This is a genomic window from Paeniglutamicibacter psychrophenolicus, from assembly GCF_030812255.1.
GTDB classification, from domain to species: domain Bacteria; phylum Actinomycetota; class Actinomycetes; order Actinomycetales; family Micrococcaceae; genus Paeniglutamicibacter; species Paeniglutamicibacter psychrophenolicus_A.
In genome coordinates this window covers 79573-105686 of record NZ_JAUSSH010000003.1, presented here as the reverse complement: position 1 = coordinate 105686, position 26114 = coordinate 79573, and the positions used below count along the sequence as shown (strand labels likewise).

Sequence of the window (26114 nt, the reverse complement as noted above, 5' to 3'; positions counted from 1 at the left end):
GGTTTTCGTCTTCCGACCGGCCAGGCGCGCCGAAACCGCTGTCCGCAGCGCGCTCCGGTGGGCCTAGGCCAGTGCTGCGCGGACCATGTTGCTCAGGGCCTTGCCGTCGAAGCGGCCGGCGACCTTCTCGGTGACCAGCTTCATGACCGAACCCATCTGGCGCATGCCCAGTTCGTTGCCCTCGGCGCGCAGCGTGGCCACTGCCTCGGCGACGATGGCCTTGGCTTCGTCCTCGCTCAGCGCGGCGGGCAGGTACGCCTCGATGATGGCGGCTTCCTGTTCCTCGGCGGCCGCACGATCGCCCTGGCCGGCATTGGTGTAGGTGACGGCGGTTTCGTGGCGGCGTGCGGCTTCCTTCTGGAGCAGGGAAATCACGGCGGCATCGTCGAGTTCGATGGGTGTCTTGCCGCCCTTTTCCCGGGTGTTGATCTCGCCGAGCAGGTTGCGCACGGTGGTCAGCTCGACCTTGTTGCCGGCCTTGAGGTGTGCGGTCATGTCCGCGCGGAGGCGGTCCTTGAGGGTTTCCATGGTGGCGTCTTCTTCCCGTCGTGGCCCGGCAGGCACGCGGTGCGGCTGCACCCGTCTTGATGCCGGTATCCCCAACAGTTTATTCGTTGCGGTGCGGGCACGTCCCATCCGGCGAACCGCGCCGCGGAAAACGCGGGCATTTGCACCGGGCCGCCGGAACGGCGAGGTCCCGGCTCCCCCGCGCCGGTTCCCCGGTGGCCGGGAAACACCTGCCGGTCCGGGCTTTCATTGGCGGTGGGGTTCGCGCATGGCGCACGCGGCCGGAAAGCCGGCTAACTCAAAAATTTACCTAGATTTTAATACTGCATATGGTTTTGAACATGCCGCGGCCGCAGCCGAACGCGGCAACCGGGATCGAGGCTTCGCCCGGATGGCACGTCCGCAGCGCTGCCGGGCGCACGGAGATGCGGCCGCCACGGATGCCGTGACGGCCGTCGATCCCTGCTGTTGGCTATCCCCCGATGGCGGGGCTGCCGGCTTCGCCCGGTGTCAGTGGCCCATGCCCAGGCCGCCGTCGACCGGGATGACGGCGCCGGAGATGTAGGCGGCCTCGTCGCTGGCCACCCAACGCACCACGTTGGCCACTTCCTCGGCCTCGGCGAAGCGGTTCGCCGGGATCGAGGCCAGGTAGCCCTTCTGCGTGGCCTCGGGCAGCGCGGCGGTCATGTCCGTGTTGATGAAGCCGGGCGCCACGACGTTCGCCGTGATGCCGCGCGAGCCCAGCTCGCGGGTCAGCGAGCGGGCCATGCCCACCAGGCCGGCCTTGGAGGCTGCGTAGTTGATCTGCCCCGGGGAGCCGTAGAGGCCCACGACCGAGGAAATCAACACCACGCGGCCCTTGCGCATCTTGATCATGCCCTTGGACGCACGCTTGATGACGCGGAACGCACCGGTGAGGTTGGTGTCGATGACCGAGGTGAAATCGTCCTCGTTCATGCGCAGCAGCAGCATGTCGCGGGTGACCCCGGCGTTGGCCACCAGCACCTGGACCGGACCGTGCGCGGCCTCGACCTCGGTGAACGCGGCGTCGACGGACGCGGAGTCGGTCACATCCGCCTTCACGCCCAGCAGGCCCTCGGGGACCTCGCCGCTGCGGTAGGTGATGGCGACCAAGTCGCCGTTGGCTTCGAAGGCCCGGGCAATGGCCAGGCCGATACCGCGGTTGCCGCCGGTGACCAGAACGCTGCGGCCGGTGGGGGTTTCGGACATGGATCCTCCATAAGGAAATGTGGGTTGTGGGTGGTGGGCTGCGGATCCAATCCTAGCCCGAGCGCGGTCCACGTGTTCCTGCGCAACATCCGCCATGCCGGTTCCCTGCGGCCGGCCACGGCCACGGGACGCCCACCTCACGGACGTTCGCTGCCCCCGCACCGGGCCGATTCGTACCCCGGCGCAGGTCGGTGAGACAATGATGGGTGACGGATCGACGGAAGAACCATGAGCGAGCCACATAGCAATCATCACCACCATGACCAGGGCCCACCGGTACACCGGATCACCGAGGCCCAGGAGTCCCATGCCGCGGAGCAGCATTCCCGCGTGCTGAAGTACACCATCTCGATGTCCGTGCGCCTTGCCTGCTTCATTGCGGCCTTCTTCGTGCACGGATGGCTGCAGTGGGTGTTCCTCGCCGGGGCCATCGTGCTGCCTTACATCGCGGTGGTGATCGCCAACGGCGGTGCCGACCTGACCAAGCGCCAGCCCCCGGCGGAGTTCTTCGAGGGCGATGATCCCCGCCTGCTCACCTCCGGAACCACCGCCGCCGAAGAGGAATCAACGGCCGCCGGCGCCCCCGGGGCACGGACGGCCGATGCCGCGACCCGCGACGGGGAGATCTTCGAAGTCGACGAGGACGGCGAAATCATCACCGAGCCCGCCACCAAGCCGGAAGCCGTGCACCCGGCGCCGGCCGCACCGGCCACCTACGAATCGGATGCCGCGGGCCCCTTCCCCGCCGACGCACCGACGACCATCGACGGGTCCTTCGTGGAGGAGCCGGAACAGCCCGAACAGCCGTTGGCCGGGCACCACCACCGCGGCGGTGCCCATTGAGCATCTTCGACTCCCTGGGCGGTGGGGCACCGCAGGGTCCCACCGGTCCCCCACGCTGTTCCCGCAAGGGATGCCGGGCCAACGCCACCGTGCAACTGCTGTGGAACAACCCCAAGATCCACACCCCGGAACGCCGGAAAACCTGGCTGGCCTGCGCCGAACATGCCGACTGGCTCGAAAACTACCTCTCCGAGCGGCTGCTCTTCAAGGAGCGCCTGCCGCTCGTTGACACTGCCCCCGGCACCACCCCCTAAGGAGAACAAAGCAGCGTGTATCGATTCCTGGCCAGCACCCGCTGGATCGGCTGGTTGCTCCTGGTGTGCCTCTTCGCCACCACCTTCACCTTCCTGGGCAAATGGCAAATGGACCGCCGCGAGGGCGCCCTGACCGAGATTTCCCATGTGAAACGCAACTACGACGCCGAACCGGTCCCCTTCGCCGAGGCAAGGCAGCTCTTCGAGCAATTGCCGGCCGAGAGCAAGTGGACCCCGGTTTCGCTGCGCGGCAGCTACCTGGCCGAGGACCAGGTCGTGGTGCGCAACCGGATCTCCGGATCCCGCCCCGGATACGAGGTCCTGGTTCCCTTCCGCACCCTGGAGGGAACCGTGGTGATCGTGGACCGCGGGTTCCTGCCCATCGGCAACGACCAGGCCGGGCGCCCCGACGCGGTGCCCGCTCCCCCGGCCGGCACCGTCGAGGTCGACGTCAGGCTCAAGGGCGGCGAGCCGAAGCTCGACCGCGGGGCACCCGAGGGCCAGCTGGCCTCCATCGACCTGCCCACCTACGAGCAGCAGCTCGGCTACCCGGTGGCCACCGGAAGCTACGGGCTGATGTACCTGGAGGACCCGGCGGCGGCCGAGGCTCCGATCCAGCTGCAACGTCCCGAGGAGGACGAGGGCCCGCACCTGTCCTACATGTTCCAGTGGTTCGCCTTCGGCGTGCTGGTCTTCGTGGGCTTTGGCTATGCCGCCAGGCAGCAGGCGCGGATCAACCGCGAGGACCGCGACGAGGTTGCCGCGGCGGCCCTGCGCGGGGAGGAACCGGTGCTGCACCAGGCGCACCGCATGCGCAAGAAGCCCAAGAAGCTGGTCCGCCGCGACGGCAGCCCCACCGACGAGGCCACCGAGGACGCGTACCTGGACGAGCTCGAACGCCGGGCTGCCGAACGCGACGCCGGCATCTCCGGGACAAAGTAGCCTCGGCCCGGCGGAGGGTTCCACCCCTTCAGGGCAAATCCGGCGCCTGCAATGGGGCGAAGGATGCGCCCAGCGAGTCCCATTCGATGAACACCGATTCGGCGTCCACCACCGCACCCAGCGAACGATAGGTCGCCAGGGCCGCGGCATTCGCGCGTTCGGTGCCGGTCCACATCCCCGTGCAGCCCAGCTCCAGGCCGAGGGCAGCCAGGGCGCGCAACAATGCCGTGGCGATACCCCGCTGCCTGAACGAACCGTCCACTCCCAGTTCGTAGACGAACATCTCCGCATCCTTGTCCGGGTGCCGCATCACCACTCCCGAGACGAAGCCGACCGCGGTTCCGTCCCCGCTGCGCGCCAGCAGCAGGTGGTGTCCGGGCATCCCCAGAAAGGCCCGCGCGCCGTGCCCGGTGACCGGGTTGTCGAACAGCCCCGAGGCCGCGACCAGCTCCGCCGCATCGGCCACGGGGCCGATGTTCCACTCGCTGGCGCCCATCGCTGGCTTCCTTCCCGTCGGCAGGGCGGTGGTTTCCGTCCCCTGCGAAAAGCACGGGGGCGGGTACTTCGAAACTACCGCAGCAGCGTTCCGCACACTAGGGTGGGGGCTTGGATCGCGACAGCGGCTCCGCATTCCCCCGGTGGGGATGCGGAACGGAAGGTACCTGGGCCAGACGGTCACGAATGCAGGCGGATGCCATCCGGACCCCCACCAAGCACCGCCGCCAATTCTTCCCGCGAGTGAATGCCAAGCTTCAGGTAGACGTGGCGCAGGTGGTACTCAACGGTCTTGGGGCTCAGGAAAAGGTCCTCGGCCGCCACCCGGGTGGTCTTGCCCATTGCCAGGAGTGCGGCGATCTGGTGCTCCTGCGGAGTGAGCCGGCCCAGGGCTCCCGCTTCGCGCCGCATCGCCGTTTCGCCCGTTGCCTTCAATTCCGCGGCCGCCTGGTCGGACCAGGGCACCGCTCCCAGGCGTTCGAAATCGTCCAGGGCCTCGCGCAGCAACACCCGCGCATCGATCCGGCGCCGCGATCGCCGCAGCCACGAGCCGTAGGCCAGCTTCGTCCGTGCAGCCTCGAACAGGTCGGGTGTTTGGGCGTGAAACGCCAGAGCCCTTTCGAATCCTTCCACCGCGACGGCAACGTCTCCTGCCATCGCGAGGGCGCGGTGTGCCCGGGCCAGTGCCCACGGCTGGCCCTTGGCCGCGGCCGCGGCCATGAAACGCCCGGCCACGTTCCTCGCCCGTTCGCTGTGGCCGAGGCGGCACAAACACTCAACCAGTTCGGCCCCCGGCATCAGGTCTGCATCCTTGACTCCGACCTCATCCAACATCTTTTCCAGCCCCGAGTAGGCCCCTGCCGCCTTCGCCGCATCTCCGGTGCCGGCCTCCAGGTCGGCAATCGCGAACAGCGCCCACAGCCTGGCCAGATGCGCCGAGTTCTTCACGGCAAGGCCCGCGGACTCCTCTGCGTGCAGGGCGGAGAAAGCAGCCTTGCCCTGCCTGGCTTCCAACCACGCCAGCCCGGCGAGGGCGAGGGCGAGATCATTGCCTTGGCCGTCTTCCCGTGCGATCCGGATTGCCTCGGTGTAACCTGCTTCCGAGTCCGCCCAGTTGGCCGCCGCCGCGTCGTCGCGGGCTACGAGGGTCAGCAAAAACGGCAACATGCCAACGGCCGCCCGCTTCCTCACCGTTTCAACCGCCTCCGTCATGGCCTTCCTGGCCCCACCCGACTCGCGCAGGAACAACGGTCCCATCAGGTGCCAGCGCAGTTGCCACTGGTCCGCCCAAGGCGCGTTGTCCACGTGCGTGGCCATGCCACGGCGGATGAATTCCGATCCCTGCTCCCCGCGGCCATCGAGAACCAGGGCGACACCGGCTGCGATGGAGCCCCACTTGCGCGCGGCACCACTGGTCCCCGGGCCCATCAATGCAATGATTCCGTCCGAGGCACGCATGGCCGAAGGCGCATCGCACAGGTACAGGCAGGCATCAATGGTGTCGGCGAGGAGGAGGATGGCAGCATCCGGGTCCCGGGGGGCCATCTGCGTGGACGCTTCGAACTGCATGTCCCGCGCAACTTCCAGCGAACCGCAGCGAGCAGCAATCGCGCCCAGCCGCCCCGTCGCGGTGGCCCCTTCGACGGAGGTCCGGGCCAGGGCCAGTGCCTGTTCCAGGTCGGCGATGGCCCTGCCGGAGGCGCCCGCGAGCCAGGATTGGTCACCGGCTCGCACCAAAAGCGCGAAGGCGGTTCCCTGGTCCGCCGCCAGCGTCGCGGCACGCTCCAATTGCCCGGCGGCGACGGCATTCGCGCCACGGCCGGCCGAAGCCGCGGCCGCCCGTTTGAGCAGCCCCGATGCCGTCTCGTCCGGGCCGATGGCCGCCTCCGCCAGGTGCCAGGCCCGGCGCTCGAGCCCAAGTGCCGTGTCGGCCATTTGTCGGTGCGCCTCTCGCCGTGCGGCCGGCTGGGCAGCTCCGTAGACGGCTGCGCGCATCAGCGGGTGGCAGAACTCCACCGATGCATTCCCGAGGTTGACCAACCCGGCATCCTCCGCCTCCGAAAGATGTCCAAGGTCCAGGCCCATTGCATCGCAGGCGGCACCCAATGGCCTCAGGTCCCCGTTGCCGGTCGCGGCCAGCAACAGCACGGCGCGTGCGGCGAGCGAAAGCGAGCGGATGCGGCCGGAATATGCGGCCAGAAGCCGACCAGTGAGCGGAACCGGCATGGCCGGCGGGGGCAGGGCAAGCGGCCCGTGCTTCCGGGCCAGCTCGATGATCGCCAACGGGTTGCCGCCCGTGGCAGCTTGGAAGCGTGCCAGCTCCGCACCATCCCACGAACCCCGGTTCCAGGCGGCCAGCAACGTCCGGGTGTCTTCGAGGTCCAGCGGGCCAATGACCATCCGTGGCAGGTCCTGCAGGGGTGAATCCCCCTCGTCGCGCAGGGCCGCGACAATGGCAACCCGATCGGTCTGCAGCCGTCGGGCGGCGAAGGAAATGGCCTGAAGCGACGAGTCGTCCAGCAGATGGGCGTCATCAATGAAGATCGCCAGCGGGATCTCCTCGGCCGCCCGGGCAAACAGCCCAAGAACCGCTGCACCGACTGCGAACCTTTCCGGCGTCCGCCCGTGGCTGAGGGCCAAGGCCACAGCGAGGGCCTCGTACTGGCGGGGCGGGAGTTCCCGGGCCACATCCAGTAGACCGCCGCACAGCTGGTGCAGGCCGCTGAAGGCCAGTTCCCGCTCGGCCTCGACACCCGATGCGGAGATCACACGCATTCCGGCGGCCGCCTCGCGGGCCTGCCGAAGCATTGTGGTCTTGCCGATCCCTGGCTCCCCGGCGAGCACAAGCACGCCGCTGACACCGCTCCTTGCGCCCGCCAGCAGGCGTTCGATCCTTAGCCTTTCACTGCCCCGACCGACGACCATATACTGATCCTAGCTCCCGGAAGGATGGCGGCAAGGGGGTGGGAAAACTAGGTGGGGCACCTGATGCGGCGCCACGCACAGGGTGGCTATCGTTGGCGGCGTAAACACCTTCACGAGGAGGAATCGCCATCATGGCCGATCTTCAGCAAGCACCCGAAATCGACATCGACAAGCTCATGGCCTTCGTTTTCAAGGCCGTTGACGAAGTTGGGGCCACCCTCAACACCGCATTGGTCGTCATGGGAGACAAACTGGGCTACTACACGGCCATGGCCCCGGGCCCCGTGACCCCGCTCCAGCTCGCCGAGGCCACCGACACGGGCCTGCCCTACGCCCGGGAGTGGCTCAATGCCCAGGCCGCCGGCGGCTATGTCGAATTCGTCGCGGACACCGGAAAATACCTGTTGCCGCCGGAGCACGCCGCCGCGCTCACCGACCCCGGCAGCCCTGCCTACCTGCCGGGCTTCTTCCAAATCGCCCTCGGCACGACGCACGACATTGACGGCGTCCTGGCGGCGGCGCTCAACCGCTCCGGCCTGGGCTGGCACGAACGCCACTTGGACGTGCACGAGGGCTGCGAACGGTTCTTCCGGACCATGTACAACACCCATCTCCTCGGGGAATGGCTCCCGGCACTGGACGGCGTGGTGGAAAAGCTCGAGGCCGGCGCGCGAGTCGCCGATGTGGGCTGCGGGCACGGGGCCTCAACCCTCATCATGGCCAGGGCCTTTCCCCGGTCCACGTTCATCGGCTTCGACTACCACGACGCCTCAGTCCAGACCGCCCGCAAACGGGCCAGGGAATCCGGGGTGGAGGCGAACCTCGGCTTCGAGACGGCCTCGGCAACCGGGTTTCCCGGAACCGGATTCGACCTGGTGACCACCTTCGACGCCCTGCATGACATGGGCGACCCGGTCGGCGCCGCACGCCACGTCCGCGAGGCGGTGGCCGAGGACGGCACCTGGATGGTCGTCGAGCCGATGTCCGGAGACACCGTGGGCGAGAACCTCAACCCGGTCGGGCGAGCCTACTACGGCTTCTCGACCCTGCTGTGCACCCCGTGCTCGCTCGCGCAGGAGGTCGGACTGGCCCTTGGCACCCAGGCGGGGCCCGCCCGGATCCACGACGTGGTTTCGACTGGTGGTTTTACCCGCTTCGCATCCGTCGCGCAAACCCCGTTCAACAGGGTGCTCGAGGTCCGGCCCTAGGCCCGGGCCACAGGGAGGTTTGATCCGATGGCCACCACCCGTGCGACAGTTGCACCGTCGCTCAGCGGCGCCGTTGACAGGGACGGCGTTCAGATCCACTACGCCGTTTACGGCGAGGGAGCCCCGACGTTGCTGCTCATGCCCACGTGGTCGGTGGTGCACTCCCGGATCTGGAAGGCGCAGCTTGGCTACCTGGCACGCCACTTCCGGGTCCTCACCTTCGATGGGCGCGGCAACGGCCGCTCCGGGCGGCCACAGGGACCGGCTGCCTACCGGGACCAGGAATTCGTGGACGACGCGGTGGCCGTCCTGGATGCGACGGCCACCGCGCAAGCAGTCGTCGTCGGGCTGTCCTGGGGTGTCACCTGGAGCCTCCAGCTGGCCGCGGCGCACCCGGGGCGGGTGTCCGGGATCGTCGGCATCGCGTCCTCGAGCAACGTCAAGGTCCCCCGGACGGTGCGCCGCGCCACCGACTGGGAGGGACCCACGGCCACGACGCGGGCCTGGGGCAAATACAACCGGAGGTACTGGCTGGGCGGCGGCTACGACGATTTCATCGCGTTCTTTTTCAGCCAGATGTTTTCCGAGGCCCACTGCACCAAGCAAATCGAGGACGCGGCGGGCTGGGCCCACGAAACCACCGCCGCCGTCATCGCCGACGCGACCGCCGGCATGCACGGGTACGGCGGGATCGAGTCGGTTCCCATCGAACGCGCCTGCGCACGGGTTCGCTGCCCCGTCCTGCTGGTGCACGGAACCGACGACCGAATCTCACCTCCTTCCGTGGGCCAACGGCTGGCCGACCTCACGGGTGGTTCACTGGTGCTGCTCGAGGGCACCGGACACGGTCCGCCGGCCCGCCAGCCCGTCAAGGTCAACCACCTCATCAGCGATTTCGCCGAACGGTTCGGGCCCGTCCCGCCGGTTTCCCCACGGTGGACTGCGGCGCACCGGCGCCCGCGGCGGGTCCTGTACCTCTCATCGCCGATCGGACTGGGCCATGCCAGACGCGACCTGGCGATCGCCGACGCGTTGCGCAAGCACCATCCGGATGTGGAAATCTCCTGGCTCGCCCAGCCTCCGGTGACCGGCGTGCTTCGGGCCGCCGGGGAACTCGTCCACCCGGCCTCGGGATGGCTGGCCAGCGAGGTCGCGCACATCGACCACGAGGCGGGAGAACATGACCTGCATGCCTTCCAGGCCATCCGCCGGATGGATGAGATCCTGGTCCACAACTTCATGGTCTTCGACGACGTTGTCCGCGACGGGACCTTCGACCTGGTGGTCGGGGACGAGGCCTGGGACATCGACCACCACCTGCACGAGAACCCCGAGCTGAAGCGCTTCGCCTTTGCCTGGATGACCGACTTCGTCGGCTGGATCCCCATGCCCGATGGCGGGGCCGCCGAGGTGGCCCTGACCGCCGACTACAACGCCGAGATGATCGAGCAGCGCGAACGCTTCCACCGGGTGCGGGACCGCTCGATCTTCGTCGGTTCCCCCGAGGACGTGGTGCCGATGTCCTTCGGCCCGGGCCTGCCGGGCATCCGCGAGTGGACCGAGGCGAACTTCGACTTCGCGGGGTATGTCACCGGGTTCGATCCCGCGGATGTCGCCGACCGCGGACGGCTCAGGGCCGAGCTTGGCTATCGCGAGGACCGGCCACTCTGTGTGGTCACGGTCGGCGGCTCCGGCGTGGGCGCCCCGCTGTTGCGCAGGATCCTTGATGCGGTGCCGCTGGCACGGCGCGCCGTGGCCGATCTGCAGGTGCTGCTGGTGACCGGGCCGCGGATCGACCCCGCCGCGCTGCCCAGACGGCGCGGGGTCAGCGTGCGAGGCATGGTCCCGGAACTCTACCGACATCTTGCGGCAGCCGACCTCGCCGTCGTCCAGGGCGGGCTGACCACCTGCATGGAATTGACCGCGAGCTCCCGCCCATTCATCTATGTCCCGCTGCGCCACCATTTCGAGCAGAACTTCCACGTCCGCCACAGGTTGGAACGCTACGGCGCCGGGCAGTGCATGGAGTACGAGCAGGTCTGCGATCCCGACGCCCTTGCCGCGGCGATGGCCGCCGGGCTGGGTCGCACCGTGCACTACCGTCCCGTGGAGACCGACGGGGCCGCGCGGGCCGCTGCGCTGCTGGCCGAGCTCATCTGATGACGGGAAGCCACTGGACCGGGCGCCAAGCGCGCGAGGCGCACGGGCACGAAAAAGCCCGCCTTTGCCCCTGGGTGCCACTGGCACCGGGGAAGGCGGGCCGAATCCGGGTTAGGCCAGGGTGACGAGCTCCAGGTAGGAATCGTTCCACAAATCCTCGTCACCGTCGGGCAGCAGCACCACGCGGTCCGGGTTCAGCGCGGCAACCGCGCCCTCGTCGTGGGACACCATGACCACGGCGCCCGTGAAGTTGGACAGCGCGCCGAGGATCTCGGCGCGCGAGGCCGGGTCCAGGTTGTTGGTGGGCTCATCGAGCAGCAGCACGTTGGCGCTGGAAGCCACGATCGTGGCCAGGGCCAGGCGGGTCTTCTCGCCGCCGGAGAGCACCCCGGCCGGCTTGGAGACGTCGTCGCCGGAGAACATGAAGGAACCCAGGATGCCGCGCACCTCCGCGTCGCCCATGTGGCTCGGGGCCGCCGAGCGCATGTTTTCCAGCACCGAACGGTCGACGTCCAGGGTGTCGTGCTCCTGGGCGAAGTAGCCGATCTTCAGGCCGTGGCCCGGGACCAGGTCGCCGGTGTCGGGGTTGGACACCCCGGCGAGCATGCGCAGCAGCGTGGTCTTGCCCGCGCCGTTCAGGCCCAGGATGACGACCTTGGAGCCGCGGTCGATGGCCAGGGAGACATCGGTGAAGATCTCCAGCGAACCGTAGGACTTGGACAGGCCCTCGGCCATGAGCGGGGTCTTGCCGCAGGGGGCCGGATCCGGGAAGCGCAGGTTTGCGACGCGGTCGGCGACGCGGACCTCGTCCAGCCCGCCCATCAACCGGTCCACGCGCTTGAGCATGGACTGCGCGGCGGAGGCGCCCGAGGCACGGGCCTTCATCTTGTTGGCCTGCGCCAGCAAGGTGGTGGCCTTCTTCTCGGTGTTGGCGCGCTCGCGCTTGCGGGCCCGCTCGTCGGTCTCGCGCTGCTGCAGGTAGCGCTTCCAGCCCAGGTTGTACACGTCCATGCTGGCGCGGTTGGCGTCCAGGTGGATGACCTTGTTGACGGTGGCCTCCAGCAGCGAGGTGTCGTGCGAGATGACCAGCAGGCCGCCCTGGTGGTTGGCCAGGAAGCCGCGCAGCCAGGTGATCGAGTCCGCGTCAAGGTGGTTGGTGGGCTCATCGAGCAGCAGCGTCTCGGCATCCGCGTACAGGATCCGGGCAAGCTCCACGCGGCGGCGCTGGCCGCCGGAGAGGGTGGACAGCGCCTGGTTGAGCAGGCGCTCGGGCAGGGCCAGGTTGTTGGAGATCGCCGCTGCCTCGGACTCGGCCGCGTATCCGCCGCCGGCAATGAACTCGGCCTCGATGCGGTCGTACTGGCGCATGGCCTTCGCGGCCACCGCTGCATCCTCGGAGGCCATGTCGTCCTGGCACTTCTTCAGCTTGCCGACGATGATGTCCAGGCCGCGGGCCGAAAGGATGCGGTCGCGGGCCAGCTGCTCCATGTTGGGGGTGCGCGGGTCCTGCGGCAGGTAGCCGATGGTTCCGGTGGAAGTGACCGAACCGCCTGCGGGCGCCGTTTCACCGGCGAGCACGCGGGTCATGGTGGTCTTGCCGGCACCGTTGCGCCCGACGAGGCCGATCTTGTCGCCCTTGTCGATGCGGAACGAGACGCCCTCCATGAGAAGGCGTGCGCCGGCGCGCAGCTCCAAATCGGCAACGGAAATCACGGTGACCCTTTCGGTAAAGTTGTACGGCCCTGTTGGGCAACCTACCCAGTCTACGCGGGTCAACCGCACTTTGGCCCGAAGATGCGTCCAATCTCACGCCGCCGGGCGCCCGGGTGCCTCAGGACCTGGCGCTGCCGCCCTTGGTTGGCTGCGGCTCGGCCTTCGCTCCGGCGGACCTGGCCGCGCCCTTGGCATCCGGCTTGGCGTCGGCCTTGGCATCAACCTTCGCTTCGGCCTTCTCCACCTGCACGTCGTTCGGCTTGGCCGGGGAGGCCGACGACCCTGCCGCGGGCGCCGGGACGGGCTTGTCCGCCGCCTGCTTGGCCCGGTACGCATCCATCTGCACCAGGCGGCGGCGCAACGAATCGGCGCGGTGCGCGTCCCCGCCGCTGGTGGCCTGGATGTGGTGGGTGCCGAAGTGCCACAGCAGCACATCGTCGAGCAATCGGTCCGGGCCCGGCGAGTAGCGGTGGTCCAGGGCCGCGCGCACCGAGGTGATGACATTGGGCTGGAGCAGCGCGGCGAATTCCCGGGTGCCGGAGAGGTCGTGGGCGGCCAGCAGTTCCGCGGCCCAGCCCCAGTCGTCGTCGGACTTGCGGTCCACGTGCGGCAGCAGCGTCTGCCAGATGAACTGGATGCGCTCGGCAGTCAGCGGAACGGCGCCCTCGCCCTCGGCGTCCCAGAACCCGGTGACGGTCTGGAAGCGTTCGTGCAGCTCGGAGAACTGGTCTTCCACGGCCTCCAGCATCGCGGCGGTGGCGGTGAACTGCCGGTCGATGTGCGGGCTCCAGGCGCGCGGTTCGGCGTTCTTGAAGCGGATGTCGTGCTCGATCTCGCTCCAGGCGTGGGACAGGATGGTGCGGATCTGCACCTCGAAGACGAAGTTCCCGGTGATGCGGATGTCCCCGCCGAGCTTCGCCTGGAAGTCGCGGACCACTTCCTCGCCACGGGTCTTGAGGATCAGGTGGCGCGAGGAATACCCGTAGGTGCCCGATTCCACGGAGCCGATGTCCTTCTCCCGGTCCGAGCGGCAGTCGAAGTCGGAGCGGCGGCGCTTGATCAGGTTGGCCGCCTCGCGGATCTCGTGCGGCAGCTTCACGATCACGCGCACGCCCACTAGGTCGTGGATCTCGCGCACCGGGTTGGGGAACTCCAGGGCCGGCTCCTCGCCCTCTTCCCCCACCAGCATGCGGGAGGCCTTGTCACGGAAGGACGCCACGGTCTTGACGCGGCTGACGACGAACAGCGGGGTGTTCTCCGTCTCGTCGAAGAGCGACTCGATCCGGGTCCGCATGGACTCTGCAACGCGTTCAAGCATCGGGCGGGCTGCGGCATAGCGCTCCACACTGGCGCTGACTTCTTCGCGCAATGATTCATCCAGGGTTTCCCAGGGGGTGCCCACACGTGCCTCCTACATACAAACGGCTGGTTGGGGGTGCTCTCGGATCAGCCTATCAACCGGCACCGGCCCGGCACCGCGAAGGCACGGTTCAGGACGCAATTCCCGTCCCGGCATGATGGCGCGTCCCGGCATGGAAAAGCCCGCGGCCCGGTGCCGGGGGCAATCCCCCCGGCAACACCGGAACGCGGGCTTGGGCGGCCTGCCTCGGCCATCCACCTCGCCGTTGCGGCAAGGTTCCCTGGTGGATCAGTTCTTGGAATCCAGCGACTGGGCAACCTCGTCATAGAGCGGGGAGGCGCCGGTGCCGGCCATGGCCTGCACCTTGCCCGAAGCCCCGGGCTTGGCTCCGTTGGAGGAAGCCGCCTGGTTCCTCGCGGCGCCGGCCTTGGCTGCGGCGTTCGGCGCGGTGCTTGCACCGGCCATCGCGGCGGCTGGAGCCTTCCTGGCTTCGGCAAGGCCCTCGGCGCGTGCCCGTGCGGTCGCCTCGGCCAGCTGGTCCTTGGCTGCGGCGAGGCGCTCGGCCTCGGCGGCCTGCGCATCGTTCATGGCCGCCTGGAAACCGTCGTCGTAGGCCAGCCCGTATTTCTCGGATTCGACGGCTTCCTCGTCGTAGTCCGCTGCCGCGCGCAGCTCGGCGGCTTCGGCCTTCTTCTGGTACATGTGCACCGTCAGGTGGGTGATGGCCAGCAGGACCACCGGAGGCATCGCGGCCACGAGTGCCGAGACCAGCGGGGGCACGCCGTTGGAGATCGAGTCGACCGTGAGGATCGCGTGGGTCGAGTTGGCTGCGGTGGAGACGATGGCCCCGAAGAACAGCAGCGTCCAGGGGTAGATCATTGCGCGGCGGTTGTGGCCGTTGAGCGCGACGATGGCCACGGTGGAGGCCACGATCATGCCGTCAATGATGATCGGCCAGATCCATGCCAGGTTCGCCTCGATGCCCGAACGCTGCGCCAGGTCGGTCAAGGCCGCGAAGGACAGCACGAAGGCGCCCACGGCGATCAGGACGGTGGCGGCCACCGCGGTGCGCAAGACGGCCTTGTGCGGTTCGTTCGGGATCTTTTCATTCATCTGGCTTCGATGCCTCAATCATTTACGGGTCTGGTGTTGCGCTAACAGTGGTCGGCCGAACCTGCCCAGGGCACGGTTCCCCCATGGCGGACCAGACCCAATCCTATGCGCTGGCTTCACTCGCTCCGGACCAACGATTCTTTCGGCGCCCCGCGGCAACCGCCATCAAATGCCGCTCCGCCATCGAGGAACCGCTCCCCTGCCCGCATCGCCGAAGAACGCACTCCACACCGGGATGCACCCTGCGTGGAGCGCTCGCCACCGGGGCGGCGGCGGGAGCGGGCCGCCATCCCGTGAGGGGATAAGGCCATCAATTGTGCGGCAAGGCCTCGGAGCTTGTGCCAATGATCACCACCGGCCGCCCACGGCCAAGCCTGCCCAAAGCGGCCCGGAGCGGCTATTGTTAAGCATGGATCAACCTTGCGTTCACCATGGGGCACGCCAGCCACCGGAACCACTTGGATCCCACTCCCCACCCCAGCTCTAGCAGCATTGACACGGTAATCGACGTGCGTCGCCCTTGGCGGCGCGCGATTGATGCGATCAGCCGTGCCTTACGTACCACAGCAGGAGAAGCTCACCTTCATGACAGCAATTGCCCCGGACCACGTCGAAAATTCCCTCATGGAACGCCGCTACGAGGACCAGATCGAACCCGTCAACCGTCTTCTGGACGAGACCCGGGCCCTTCGACCTGAGACCTCCGTGTCCTTCGTTGATCCGATGCACAACATCGAGGAAGCACGCATCATCTCGCTGTTCTCCAACATCGGCATCGCCAACGAGACCGGTTTCATCGACGCCGGGTCGCAGGAAGCCTCCACCCGCATGCTGGGCATGCAGTGGCAGCTGGGGCTGCGTCCGGAGTACATCCTGCCGTGGAACGTCCACCCGTGGCACACCCCGGGCGAGGCCAACGGAAAGTTCACCCCGCCGCAGATCACCTCGGGCCTCAAGCCGCTGCTGCGCCTGCTCAAGGTCGTCCCGCGCGCATCGGTCCTGATCGCCCACGGCACCGAGGCACACCGACTCTCCGAGCAATTGGTCAAGACCCAGAACCCGCTGCTGTGGCGCCGCGGCTTCAAGACCTACAAGGTCAAGTCCCTCGACGGCCGCGCCTTCGCCGGTTCCCCGGAACGCCAGCAGGCACACCTCGAGGAGATCTACGCGGCCTACGCCGACGCGATGGCCCGCACCGGTCTGGCCCCCGCCAAGTAACATCGTCGAATCGCCCGCGCAGCGACTTGCGGATAAACTCAAGTCCATGCCCCACAACACCCCCGCTTCCGTGAGCCGTGCCCAGAAACTCCAACTGGGACTGGCAATGGCCCTGGCGGGGGTGTTGTACGTTGCGCACTCCTTCCTGCGCTTTGCCAACTTCGAGTCCCGCGGCTACGACCTGGGGATCTTCGACCAGGCGGCGCGGCAGTACGCCATGTTCAAGGCACCGATCGTGCCGATCAAGGGCGTGGACTTCAACCTGCTGGGCGACCACTTCCACCCGATCCTGGTGTTGCTGGCCCCGTTCTACTGGATCTGGAACGACCCGCGGATGCTTTCCATCGTGCTGGCGCTGCTGCTGGTCTCCACCGCGATCCCGGTCTACCTGTTCACCCGCACGCGCTTCGGGCACCTCGGGGCGCTGCTGACCGCCTCGGCGATGCTGCTGTGGTGGCCGTCCCAGGCGATCGTGAACTGGGAGTTCCACGAGGTCGCCTTCGGCGTGCCGATCATGGGGTGGATCATCTGGGCCTTCGACCGCGGCCGCTATTGGCTGGTCGTCGGGCTCTCGGTCTCGCTGCTGCTGGTGCGCGAGGACATGGGCATCACCATGGTCGCGGTGGGCATCGTGCTGCTCTTCCACCGGCAGTGGGCCAAGGCCGCGCTGACCGCGGCCCTGGGCCTGGGCGGCTATGTTGTGGTGACCAGCTACCTGATCCCGCTCTTCTCCCCCGCCGGCGAATTCACCTACTGGCAGTACACCGCGCTGGGTACCGGCGCCGGGGCGGCCATCGTCTTCCTGCTCACCCACCCCTTCCAGTCCATCGCGATCCTGTTCAACCACCAGCTCAAGGTGGCGCTGTGGCTGCTGAGCTTCGTCCCGCTGGCCCTGCTGCCGCTGGCCTCCCCCTACGTGATCTTGGGCGCCCCGCTGCTGCTGAGCCGGCTGTTCAACGACCGGCTGAACACCTGGGCCCCGGTCTACCAGTACGACGCGATCATGGCCCCGATCCTGATCCTCTCGGCCGTGCACGTGCTCGGCAAGCTCATGGACCGCTTCGGCTGGAAAAAAATCCGCATCATCGGCCCGGCCTGGCTGCTGGCCTTCGGGCTGGTCGGCACGCTGTTCTTCCATTCGGTGTTTCCGCTCGGGCGCACGCTCACCGGCGCCAATTGGGCGCCGGGCACCCTGGTCGCCGCCAAGGAACGCGCCGTGGCGATGATCCCCGACGGGGTGTGCGTCGAGGCCGCCGACACCTTGGTGCCGCACCTGACCACCCGCACCTATGTGGGCCTGCACGGGGACATCGGCACCGACCTGTCCAGCTGGATGATCATCGACTTCAACGAGCAGGAACTCGGCGGCTGGGACCCGCTGAACCCTCCCCAGGCCCTGGACCGGGCACATGCCCTGGGCTTCACGCAGGCCGCCCCGATCGACGACGGGCTGCTGGTGCTGCACCGCGACATCCCGGTGAACCCGGTCTGCTCGGACTACCTCAAGCGCTGAGGCCGCCAGGCACGCAACCCCGCACAAGCCCAAGGCGCCGCTTCCCGGACCTGCAGCACCACCCAGTGCCCGGCACCGGGCCTCTCGGACGCGCCGGGAATCGCCATTCACCGCGTCGTGCGCGACTGCTCCGCCTGGCGGGAACGGCCCCTGGCCTGCAGACGGCAGGGCAGGACCGGCAACGCGTTGCCGCCGCTGGGAACCAGGTTCATCGCCAGACCACCCTGCGCCGCGGCTTCACCTTCGGATGCCACCACGTGGGCCATCCCGAAGCCCATCACCGCGGCTGAATAGTAGATCCCCAGGCCAATGAGGCCACATGCGGCAAGGGCACCGGAGACTGCACCGAGCCGTGAACGACGGATGACGATGGGCACCAGCGCGCTGCAGAGGGTGAAGATGCACCCCGCCACCAGGTTCCCCAGATGTGAACCCGCCTGAAACACCGCATAGGTGTCCCACAAATTGCGCCCGCTGGAAAAGCTCCCCGCCTGCGGCATCACCACATACACGGACACCATTGCGGCCAACCACAGGGTTGCCCCTACGCCGGTTGCCGCCGGCCGCGTCCGGAGACGCAAAGGCAGGATGGGACCCGTTTTCTTCACGGGTTCCATCCTGCCAGTGCCACGCTCCGATCCGTGCCGAGGCCCGCGGGTGCCCGGTAAGGGTGCCGGCCAGGGATCCTCGGGCCGGGGGATCCGGAATCAGGGTTCGGATCCGGCCTTGCGCCCGAGCACGAACTTGTCCTGAAGGTTTTCCAGCGGGCCGGCCAGCGGATCGTCGGTCCCCTCGGACCTGACCACGTCGCGTTCCGGGTTGCGGATGTCCCCGATGATCTTCACGCACAGGTATACGAGCATGGCCATGTGCGCGACGATGCCGATCCCGTAGAGGATCTCGATGGCCCAGCTGTCGCCGAAGTACTTCAGACCGCTGACCCACTTGGCACTCCAGAGCCAGACGAACACCCAGTGGAACACCTCGATGCCCTGCCACACCAGGAATTCGCGCCACTTCGGACGGGCCAGCACGTAGAGCGGGATCAGCCACATCACGAACTGCGGCGAGTAGACCTTGCCGAAGAGCAGGAACGCGGCGACGATCAGGAACGCCAGCTGCGCCATGCGGGGGCGGCGCGTGGCGCGCAGGCCCAGCCAGGCGATGCCCAGGCAGGCGATCCCGAAGAGCCCGTTGGACAGGTAGGACATGGTCGAGCCATCCATCCCGGTCCAGACGAAGGCCAGCCACATCGAGGAGTTCCCCGCCGGGCGGTCCCCGGAGAAGGTGTAGAACCGGCTCCATTCGTCGAACGCGGTGAGCATGAACGGCACATTGACCGCCAGCCAGGCCACGATGCCGGAGGCCAACGAGACCCAGAAGTGCCGCATCCGCCCGGTGCGCAGGCACAAGACCAGGATCGCCCCGAAGAGGAAGAACGGGTAGAGCTTGGCGGCGGCGCCCAGGCCCAGCAGCACCCCGGCCAGCACAATGTGCTTGCGGGAGAACGCCAGCAGACCGGTCATTGCCAGCATCACCGCCAGCAGGTCCCAGTTCAGCTGGCTGGTCAGGATGATGCCCGGGGCCAGTGCCACCATGATCGCATCCCGGCTGCGGTGCCGCGCTGCGTAGGCCACCGCGACGACGACGGCGGCCCAGCAGATGAAGGAAACCGCGGAGTTCACGTCGAAGTAGGCCAGCTGGCGTTCGGGGCTGAACCCGATGCCGGGGATCACCATGGCGGTGAGCCCGGCCATGATCGCCAGCAGCACCGGGTATTCCAGGGCCTGCTCGGCCGGCAGCCCGGTGAAGTAGGGGAAGAGCTTGTCGGCCATGCCGCGGGTGCCGAAGAGCTGGGTGAAGTCCGAGTAGCACATGTGCAGGTGCTGTTCGGCGTCGGGCCAGCCGTTGATGCGGCACCATTGCTTGGTGAGCACCGCCAGCCCGGCGCCGATCACGGTGAGCACCAGCAGCCCGATGATGACCGGACGGGTTGCCTCGCGGGCGGTGAACAGGTTCTTGACCGGTTGCATCACGATCCGGTTGCCTCGTTTCTGGGTGTGGGGGTGGAAAGTCGGTGTGTGGGCGGCGGTGCTAGTTGCTGCCCTGGCGCAGCGGCCGGCGCCTGTCGGCACCGAAGATGGAGGCCGTCTTGGGGTCGATGAACACCAGGTAGGCCATGTAGGCCAGGGTGGTGGCGGCGGCAAAGAGGCGCACCGCCAGCAGCGAGAACCACTGGCCGATGGACAACTGGTCCACCACCCCGGAGAGCAGCACCAGCAGGCACAGGATGTACAGGGCGCGTTCCCAGTTCACCGGGTAGCGGCGGGACAGCGCGAAGAAGGGGATCAGCCACAGCAGGTACCAGGGCTGGATGATGGGGGCCAGCACCACCGCGGCGCCCAGGGCATAGCCGGCGTAGAGCAGCGGGGGTCCGGCCGGGCGGCGGATGGCCAGCCAGAAGACGATTGCCAGGGAAGCCAGCCGGAAGAACGTGAACACGATCCCGGCGATGAACCACAGATCCCCGCCGGCCAGCGAGCCGATCCAGCCCGCGAGCATGCCCAGCAGCCCGACCGGCGCGTACGGGAAGGCCGCGGACCCGGCACCGGCCATCGCGGGGATCCAGCCGAACCACAGGCCCGAAGCCCAGCCCAGCAGCGCCATCACGGCACCGGCCACGGCACCGGTGTAGGCCCAGGCGCGGATCTTCGCGCCCAGGCCGGCGTTGGCCGCCACCATCGCCAGGCCGAGGAAGGGCAGCACCAGCACCACGATGGGCTTGATCGCGATCGCGGCGCTGGCGGCGAGGATCCCGGCCAGGCGGCGCTTGCGCAGCACCAGCACGAAGCCGAGCAGCACCCCGCCGACCATCAGCCCGTCGTTGTGCACACCGCCGACCATGTTCAGCAGGAACAGCGGGTTGGCCACCGAGATCCACAGCGGCCAGGCCGCATCCCGGCCCGCGGCCCGGGCCAGCGCCACCACGGCCCAGGCGCACAGCGCCACCCCGGCCACGGCCACCAGGCGCATCAGCGCCACCCCGAACTCGGGCACCCCGCCGGAGACGAAGTACACGAACCGGGCGTACATCAAGAACAGCGGCCCGTAGGGCGAGGTGGATTCGGCCCACAGCGAGTCCGAGCCCTGCGCGAACCAGCCCGGCAGCTGGGAGACCCACTCGGTGTAGGGCGAGAGCCCGGCATGCATCAGCCGGCCCTGGCCCAGGTAGGAGTACACGTCCTTGGACAGGATCGGGAAGGAGAACAGCAGCGGGATCGACCAGACCCAGATGGACTTGGCGACCACCGCCACCGGGTTGGCCTCATCGGCCTGGGCGCGCTGGCGCAGCCGCAGCCAGGCGCGGAAGAGCAGCATCGAGCCCAGGGCCAGCAGCAGCGTGCAGACGATCACCCCGAGCATTTCCACGCGCAGCGGCAGCAGCACCTTCGCCCGGGCCAGCAGGGATTCCTGCGAGCTGGGGATCCAGCCCACGCCCCAGGACCCGACCATCACCATGATCGAGGCGAGCAGCCCCTGGGCGATGGCGATGTCCGGGGTGTTCTCCCCGCCGCCGGTGAGGTGGCGCAACCCCGGGACCCGGGAGCTGCGCTGGCGCAGCGTCTCCAGGGCGCGGGTGGCGCGAACGAAGCGGCGGCCGGGTGCCGGCGGCGATGCCGGGCGCGGGGTCCGGCTCACGGCGTAGGCACCCCGGGATCGCGGCGCACCGGTCCGGTTCCGCGGCGCAGCCGGGCCGGCAGCGTCGCGGCAAAAAGTTGCTTGGTGCGCGGGTCCAGGAACGCCAGGTAGACCATCGCCACCCAGGAAATCCCCGTGGACAGGTGCTTGACCCAGGGGTCGAGGTCGGAGAGGAACTGCCAGATGAAGATCTGGTCCGCGGCGCCGAAGGCGATGAAGAACGCGGTGGTGAAGTAGACCCAGAGCAGCTGCCAGTCGTCCCGGATGCCGGTGATGGCGAAGAAGGGCAGCAGCCACAGGATGTACCAGGGCTGGATGATCGGCGAGAGGACCACCAGCGCGGAGAAGGCCAGGGCCATGCGCTGGACGAGGTGCGAGTGCTTGCCCTTGAAGATCAGCACCAGCACGAGTCCCACCGAGGCGAGCCGGCCGACAAGCTTGAGGACCGGCAGCAGCCAGTCGGTGGGCAGCCCGATGGTCCCCAGCGCGCCCGAGAGCACGGAGTTCAACGCGCCCACCGGGGCGAAGACGACGGTGCCGGTGCCGGTGCCCAGCATCACGGTCAGCCAGCCGAAGCCGTACCCGTTGGCCCAGCCGATGATCGCCATGATGATGCCCACCAGCGACGCGGTGTACACCCAGTAGCGGATCTTGCGTCCCCAGCTTGCCCCGGACCCGGCCCAGAGCAGCCCGATGAACGGCAGCAGCACCAGGGTGATGGGCTTGACGCCGATGGACGCGGCGATCAGCACCACCCCGAGCACGCCGCGGCGCGTGGCCGCGTAGTAGGTCCCGGCCAGTGCCAGGCCGACCATCAGCGAGTCGTTGTGCGCGGAGGCGACGAAGCTGATCAAAAACAGCGGGTTGGCCACCGAGATCCAGGTGGCCTTGGCGCCGGAGACGTTGTGCAGCGCGGCGATCTTGGGCACGTAGACCATGCACAGGATCACCCCGAGGAAGGCGACGAGGCGGAAGAGCAGCACCGAGGCGTCCGGGCTCGTGCCCACCAGCCGATTCACCCAGTACTCCACGTTCAGGTAGAGCGGGCCATAGGGGGTCTCGGATTCGGCCCAGGTGATGTCCGCGCCCAGTTGGAACCAGTTGTTCAGCGTGGAGATGCCATCGACGTAGGGATCCTGCCCGGCGGCCACCAGCCGGCCCTGGCCGATGTAGGCGAAGACGTCGCGGGAGAAGATCGGCAGCGCGGCCAGCATCGGGACGCTCCAGGCCCAGACCGCCTTCTTCACCACGGCCAGGGACCCCTCGGGCCAGCCGGCCAGTTGCTGGCCCAGCCGCAACCAGGCACGGAACAGGATCCAGCAGCCCAGGGTCAGCACGACGGTGCCGGTGATGACCCCGGAGTACTCGGTGCGGATCGCGATCAGCAGCGGGTAGCGGTTCAACGGGGAGGCACTGGCCAGCCAGCCGATGGCGTAGGAGCCCAGCAGGATCATGACCGATCCGATGGTGCCCTGGATCAACGGGGACAGGTGCGGCCCGCGGCCCGCACGGACCTTGGCGCCGGCGGTAGATCGCACGTCGTTCATCTGCGCCCCGCTCCTGGTTCGTCGTATCTTGGCTGTAGGTTCCGGCCGGCGTGTCCCATGGGGTGCCGACCCGGAAATTTGCGCGCTTCCGTGGCGCGCAAGGGCGCGGCAGTCCGCGCAAAAATCAAGTCCGATCCTAGCACCGCAAGCAGGGTTTGCCCGGGAGGCAAGGCCCGGGTGCGCGCGAGCTCACACCACCATTCTCTCCCCGTGCACCCCGGGCGGACCCCCTTTCCGACGCATCGGCCACCCGCCGCGGCCCGGATGCTGGCGTGGCTAACAAGCCGGCGCCCGGGATGCCTGCATAGGCTTGGAGCAGGTACATCGATCACAAGCGGAAACGAGGCCACACCGTGGGCAGGCGTGCAAAGAGCGTACGGAATCCGGTGCGCAACCATTCGCTGCTGGGATGGGGCATCTTCCTCTCCCTGCTGCTGGGCATCGCCTCCCCTCAGTTGGGCATGAGCCTGGTGGCCTCGATGGCGCTGGCCGGAACGGGACTGGCGGTCTTTGTGATGCTATGGCTGCTCTCGGCAACGCGCGGCTCCTCCGGGCAGTAGCCGGGCCCCCGCCGGGGTGTCATCGGGTAAATTGGGGTCCGTGCCTATTTCAGCTGAAAAAATTGTGTGGATCGACTGCGAGATGACGGGCCTTAGCCTGGAATCGGACGCATTGATCGAAGTTGCGGTCCTGGTGACGGACGCCGAGCTCAACATCCTGGGTGACGGGGTCGACGTGGTGATCAAGCCCCCCGCGGCCGCCATGGAGCAGATGGGCGACTTCGTGCGCAACATGCACACCAGCAGCGGGCTGATCACCGAGCTGGATGCCGGCTTGGAGATGGCCGACGCGCAGAAGATCGTCATGGACTACATCCGCTCCCACGCCCCGGAGCCCAACAAGGCTTTGCTGGCCGGAAACTCCGTGGGCACCGACAAGAACTTCCTCGCCCGGGACATGCCCGAGGTCACCGACCACCTGCACTACCGGATCCTGGATGTCTCCACCCTCAAGGAGCTGGCCCGCCGCTGGTACCCCCGCGCCTTCTTCGCCGCCCCGGCCAAGACCGGCAACCACCGCGCCCTGGGCGACATCCGCGATTCCATCGAGGAACTGAAGTACTACCGGGCCACCGTCATGGTCCCCGCCCCGGGCCCGGATTCCGCGTCGGCAAAGGCCGCCGCGGCCCAAATCGTTGCCCAAAGGCCAGCCGATTAGGCACTGTGTCGCACAACACAGGCCCTGAGGCCCTTTTCGAGTTGGCACTCCACCTCGATATGTGTGTAAGATAGTTCTCGTTGCCCAGCAGTTCGGAAGAGATTCCGGGCCAAGGACAACTAGCCTTAGGGCGAACTTGGTGGGTATAGCTCAGTCGGCAGAGCGTCTGGTTGTGGTCCAGAAGGTCGCGGGTTCAATCCCCGTTACTCACCCCAATGAAGCCGCTCCGGATCAATCCGGAGCGGCTTTTGCCATTCCACCGTGGTTCCGGTTTTTCCGGCGGGCGGGTCAGGCACCAGCCCACCCGGCGTCCGGCGTTGTGATTCAGCGCCGGGCAGGGCTATCGTCGTGGTTGGCCACGCACCTGGTCGCGCCCGGGGCCTCCCGCTCCCCCATCCGCACACCGTTTTACGAAAAAGCACTGAGGAGAAGTCTTGAGCATTCGACCGGTCACCATCTACGGCGAACCCGTGCTGCACACGCGCGCGAAGGAAGTCACCGAGTTCAACGACGAACTTCGTGCCCTGATCACCGACATGTACGACACCATGGATGCGGCCAACGGCGTCGGGCTGGCCGCCCCGCAGATCGGCGTGGGGTTGCGCATCTTCACCTACGAGTACGCGCACGACGACGATGCCCCCACCCGTGGCGTGGTCGTGAACCCGGTGCTGACGCTCTCGAAGATCTCCGGTGCCGCCCCGGACCCGGAAGAGGACATCGAGGGCTGTCTGTCGGCCCCGGCCCTGAACTTCCCGCTCAAGCGCGCCGAGTTCGCCCGCATCGAGGGCTTCGACGGCGACGGCAACCCGGTGGCCTTCGACGCCACCGGCTGGTTTGCCCGCATCATGCAGCACGAGTACGACCACCTCGACGGTTACCTCTACGTCGACAAGCTGCCCGAGAAATGGGCCAGGCGCTGGAAGAAGGCCAAGAAGTCCCTCGAATGGGGGGTTCCCGGGCTGACCTGGATGCCCGGCACCGATGAGGACCCGTTCGGCCACTAGCCCGAGCGCCGTTTCCCGCCGCCGGCATACCTCGCGGCACACGCCCCCCGTCGATGCACCCACAGGCGCTCCCCGCCAGCAAGCAGGTCACCATGATTGAGCAGCTTCACCCGCGAATCGTTGCGGCGGTCCTCGAATTGTGCGCCGTTCCGGAACCCGACGTTGCCGCTTGCACGGCCATGCTGCGCACCGAAGCCGGGGAACCGGTGCTCAGCGCACTGGCCGCCCTTGATGCACGCTGGGGCTCGTTCCCGGCCGAGGGGCTGCGGACGCTGCCCGGCGTCGATTCCCGGGCCTGGATCGAGGCGCTGCTGCGCTTCGCCCCGGTGGCGGCCGCACGCATGGAAGGGATGCGGATTCCCGCAGCGGTGATCGAGGCGACCCTGGCGGATATCGGTGCGCAACTGCACTGGTACCGCCGCACGCACGGGGGCTTCGGGCTCGACACCGCGTGGTGGACCACCCTGCACCTTTCCGGTTCGCTGTTCCGGCTGGGACGCCTGCAATTCCACCTGCACCGCGACCCGGCACACGGTCCCTGGGCGGTGGGCCTCCACATCCCCGAAGACGGAGCGCTGGATCCCGGCTCCGTCGATGCGTCGCTGCGGCTTGCCGCCACCTTCTTTGCGGAGCACTTCCCCGCACAGCGCATCGACCATGCCTACTGCGATTCCTGGCTGCTCGATCCGCATCTTGCCGACGAACTGCCGAACTCGAACATGGCCGGATTCGCCGCCCGCTTCACGAACGTCGAGCTGCGCGAGGAGCCGGGCGACGCGCTGTACTTCACCTTCCGGGTACCCGCGGACGCGGAGATCTCAACGCTGCCGAGGGACTCGTCCCTGCAGCGGGTGGTGCTCGAACGCATCGAGGGTGGCGGTTCATGGCAGGTGGGCAAGGGTCTTGCGCCCTGGCCGATGCCCGTCGGCTGAATCCCGCCCGTTATGCGTGGGGTTCGAAGGGCAACCGGGTGGGGAATACTCGGTGTCCCGCCCCTCGGGCCCGGGAGGCAGCTCCGCCCGACCGCTTCCAGGCTGCCGCCGTGCCCGCACCCGGGATTCCGGCGGGCAACGCCACCGATGCCCGGGTTTCGGCGTTAAAGCCGAAGCGGGCCGCACCGTCCTTCGATTCTGAAGAAGGGTGCGGCCCGCCTTGCGGACGT

Annotated in this window: 22 protein-coding genes and 1 tRNA gene; 12 read left to right on the top strand and 11 right to left on the bottom strand. The window is 68.1% G+C overall.

The window, feature by feature from the left end:
- Positions 1-63: 63 nt before the first annotated feature.
- Together J2T21_RS06640 and fabG are read right to left on the bottom strand one after the other, a co-directional pair.
- Entirely contained in the window at positions 64-528 is a 465-nt protein-coding gene (locus J2T21_RS06640; protein WP_307579740.1) for a GatB/YqeY domain-containing protein, read from the bottom strand.
- A 489-nt stretch (positions 529-1017) separates the two neighbouring features.
- The gene (gene fabG / locus J2T21_RS06635) at positions 1018-1737 is read right to left on the bottom strand and encodes a 3-oxoacyl-ACP reductase FabG (protein ID WP_307579738.1); all 720 of its coding nucleotides are present in this window, start codon (positions 1735-1737) and stop codon (positions 1018-1020) included.
- A 228-nt stretch (positions 1738-1965) separates the two neighbouring features.
- Here fabG and J2T21_RS06630 point away from each other — a divergent pair, with 228 nt between their 5' ends.
- The 3 genes from J2T21_RS06630 to J2T21_RS06620 are packed head-to-tail and all read left to right on the top strand — an operon-like array spanning position 1966 to position 3776.
- Positions 1966-2580, top strand: coding sequence for a DUF3099 domain-containing protein (locus tag J2T21_RS06630; protein WP_307579736.1), 615 nt, complete (start codon positions 1966-1968; stop codon positions 2578-2580).
- Complete coding sequence (locus J2T21_RS06625) at positions 2577-2834, top strand: acetone carboxylase (protein WP_307579734.1); 258 nt, start codon at positions 2577-2579, stop codon at positions 2832-2834. The genes J2T21_RS06630 and J2T21_RS06625 overlap by 4 nt, the downstream gene beginning before the upstream one ends.
- 15 nt (positions 2835-2849) lie before the next feature.
- Positions 2850-3776, top strand: coding sequence for an SURF1 family cytochrome oxidase biogenesis protein (locus J2T21_RS06620; RefSeq protein WP_307579732.1), 927 nt, complete (start codon positions 2850-2852; stop codon positions 3774-3776).
- Positions 3777-3804: 28 nt separating this feature from the next.
- Here the strand turns inward: J2T21_RS06620 and J2T21_RS06615 are convergent, their stop codons facing one another.
- Positions 3805-4272: a GNAT family N-acetyltransferase gene (locus tag J2T21_RS06615; RefSeq protein WP_307579729.1), complete on the bottom strand. Its 468-nt coding sequence runs from the start codon at positions 4270-4272 to the stop codon at positions 3805-3807.
- A gap of 179 nt (positions 4273-4451) precedes the next feature.
- On the bottom strand, positions 4452-7196 hold the full coding sequence (locus J2T21_RS06610) for a LuxR family transcriptional regulator (RefSeq protein WP_307579727.1): 2745 nt from the start codon (positions 7194-7196) through the stop codon (positions 4452-4454).
- Between the two features lie 131 nt (positions 7197-7327).
- On the opposite strand from J2T21_RS06610, the gene J2T21_RS06605 reads away from it, so the two are divergent.
- Positions 7328-8404, top strand: a complete 1077-nt coding sequence (locus J2T21_RS06605; RefSeq protein ID WP_307579726.1) for a class I SAM-dependent methyltransferase — start codon at positions 7328-7330, stop codon at positions 8402-8404.
- A 27-nt stretch (positions 8405-8431) separates the two neighbouring features.
- A complete protein-coding gene (locus tag J2T21_RS06600) occupies positions 8432-10564 on the top strand; it encodes an alpha/beta fold hydrolase (protein WP_307579724.1) in 2133 nt (710 codons plus the stop codon).
- Positions 10565-10675: 111 nt separating this feature from the next.
- Here J2T21_RS06600 and J2T21_RS06595 read toward each other — a convergent pair whose 3' ends face one another.
- The 3 genes from J2T21_RS06595 to J2T21_RS06585 all read right to left on the bottom strand — a co-directional run bounded on the left by J2T21_RS06595 (position 10676) and on the right by J2T21_RS06585 (position 14750).
- A complete protein-coding gene (locus J2T21_RS06595) occupies positions 10676-12277 on the bottom strand; it encodes an ABC-F family ATP-binding cassette domain-containing protein (RefSeq protein WP_307579722.1) in 1602 nt (533 codons plus the stop codon).
- 118 nt (positions 12278-12395) lie between these two features.
- On the bottom strand, positions 12396-13679 hold the full coding sequence (locus J2T21_RS06590) for a GTP pyrophosphokinase (RefSeq protein WP_307579721.1): 1284 nt from the start codon (positions 13677-13679) through the stop codon (positions 12396-12398).
- Positions 13680-13925: 246 nt separating this feature from the next.
- Positions 13926-14750, bottom strand: a complete 825-nt coding sequence (locus tag J2T21_RS06585) for a DUF2637 domain-containing protein (protein ID WP_307579719.1) — start codon at positions 14748-14750, stop codon at positions 13926-13928.
- 585 nt (positions 14751-15335) lie between these two features.
- Between J2T21_RS06585 and J2T21_RS06580 the strand changes: the two genes are divergently transcribed.
- Together J2T21_RS06580 and J2T21_RS06575 are read left to right on the top strand one after the other, a co-directional pair.
- Positions 15336-15968: a uracil-DNA glycosylase gene (locus J2T21_RS06580; protein WP_307579717.1), complete on the top strand. Its 633-nt coding sequence runs from the start codon at positions 15336-15338 to the stop codon at positions 15966-15968.
- 46 nt (positions 15969-16014) lie between these two features.
- A complete protein-coding gene (locus tag J2T21_RS06575; RefSeq protein ID WP_307579715.1) occupies positions 16015-17481 on the top strand; it encodes a DUF2079 domain-containing protein in 1467 nt (488 codons plus the stop codon).
- A gap of 107 nt (positions 17482-17588) precedes the next feature.
- On the opposite strand, the gene J2T21_RS06570 is transcribed toward J2T21_RS06575, so the two are convergent.
- The 4 genes from J2T21_RS06570 to mptB (J2T21_RS06555) form a co-directional block, all read right to left on the bottom strand.
- Entirely contained in the window at positions 17589-18098 is a 510-nt protein-coding gene (locus J2T21_RS06570; protein WP_307579713.1) for a hypothetical protein, read from the bottom strand.
- A gap of 90 nt (positions 18099-18188) precedes the next feature.
- Positions 18189-19514 (bottom strand): glycosyltransferase family 87 protein, encoded by a 1326-nt coding sequence (locus J2T21_RS06565; protein WP_307580061.1) that lies wholly within the window; start codon positions 19512-19514, stop codon positions 18189-18191.
- A 61-nt stretch (positions 19515-19575) separates the two neighbouring features.
- Positions 19576-21180, bottom strand: coding sequence for a polyprenol phosphomannose-dependent alpha 1,6 mannosyltransferase MptB (gene mptB / locus J2T21_RS06560; protein ID WP_307579712.1), 1605 nt, complete (start codon positions 21178-21180; stop codon positions 19576-19578).
- Positions 21177-22727 (bottom strand): polyprenol phosphomannose-dependent alpha 1,6 mannosyltransferase MptB, encoded by a 1551-nt coding sequence (gene mptB / locus J2T21_RS06555; protein WP_307579710.1) that lies wholly within the window; start codon positions 22725-22727, stop codon positions 21177-21179. Before mptB (J2T21_RS06555) ends, mptB (J2T21_RS06560) begins: the two co-directional genes overlap by 4 nt.
- Before the next feature lie 386 nt (positions 22728-23113).
- On the opposite strand from mptB (J2T21_RS06555), the gene J2T21_RS06550 reads away from it, so the two are divergent.
- The 5 genes from J2T21_RS06550 (at position 23114) to J2T21_RS06530 (ending at position 25884) form a co-directional block, all read left to right on the top strand.
- Positions 23114-23287: a hypothetical protein gene (locus tag J2T21_RS06550; protein WP_307579708.1), complete on the top strand. Its 174-nt coding sequence runs from the start codon at positions 23114-23116 to the stop codon at positions 23285-23287.
- A gap of 40 nt (positions 23288-23327) precedes the next feature.
- A complete protein-coding gene (gene orn, locus J2T21_RS06545) occupies positions 23328-23945 on the top strand; it encodes an oligoribonuclease (RefSeq protein WP_083411241.1) in 618 nt (205 codons plus the stop codon).
- Between the two features lie 139 nt (positions 23946-24084).
- A tRNA-His gene (locus J2T21_RS06540) sits at positions 24085-24160 on the top strand.
- A gap of 219 nt (positions 24161-24379) precedes the next feature.
- Positions 24380-24952: a peptide deformylase gene (gene def / locus J2T21_RS06535; protein ID WP_307579705.1), complete on the top strand. Its 573-nt coding sequence runs from the start codon at positions 24380-24382 to the stop codon at positions 24950-24952.
- A gap of 92 nt (positions 24953-25044) precedes the next feature.
- Positions 25045-25884, top strand: coding sequence for an acyltransferase domain-containing protein (locus tag J2T21_RS06530; protein ID WP_307579703.1), 840 nt, complete (start codon positions 25045-25047; stop codon positions 25882-25884).
- Positions 25885-26114 lie beyond the last annotated feature (230 nt).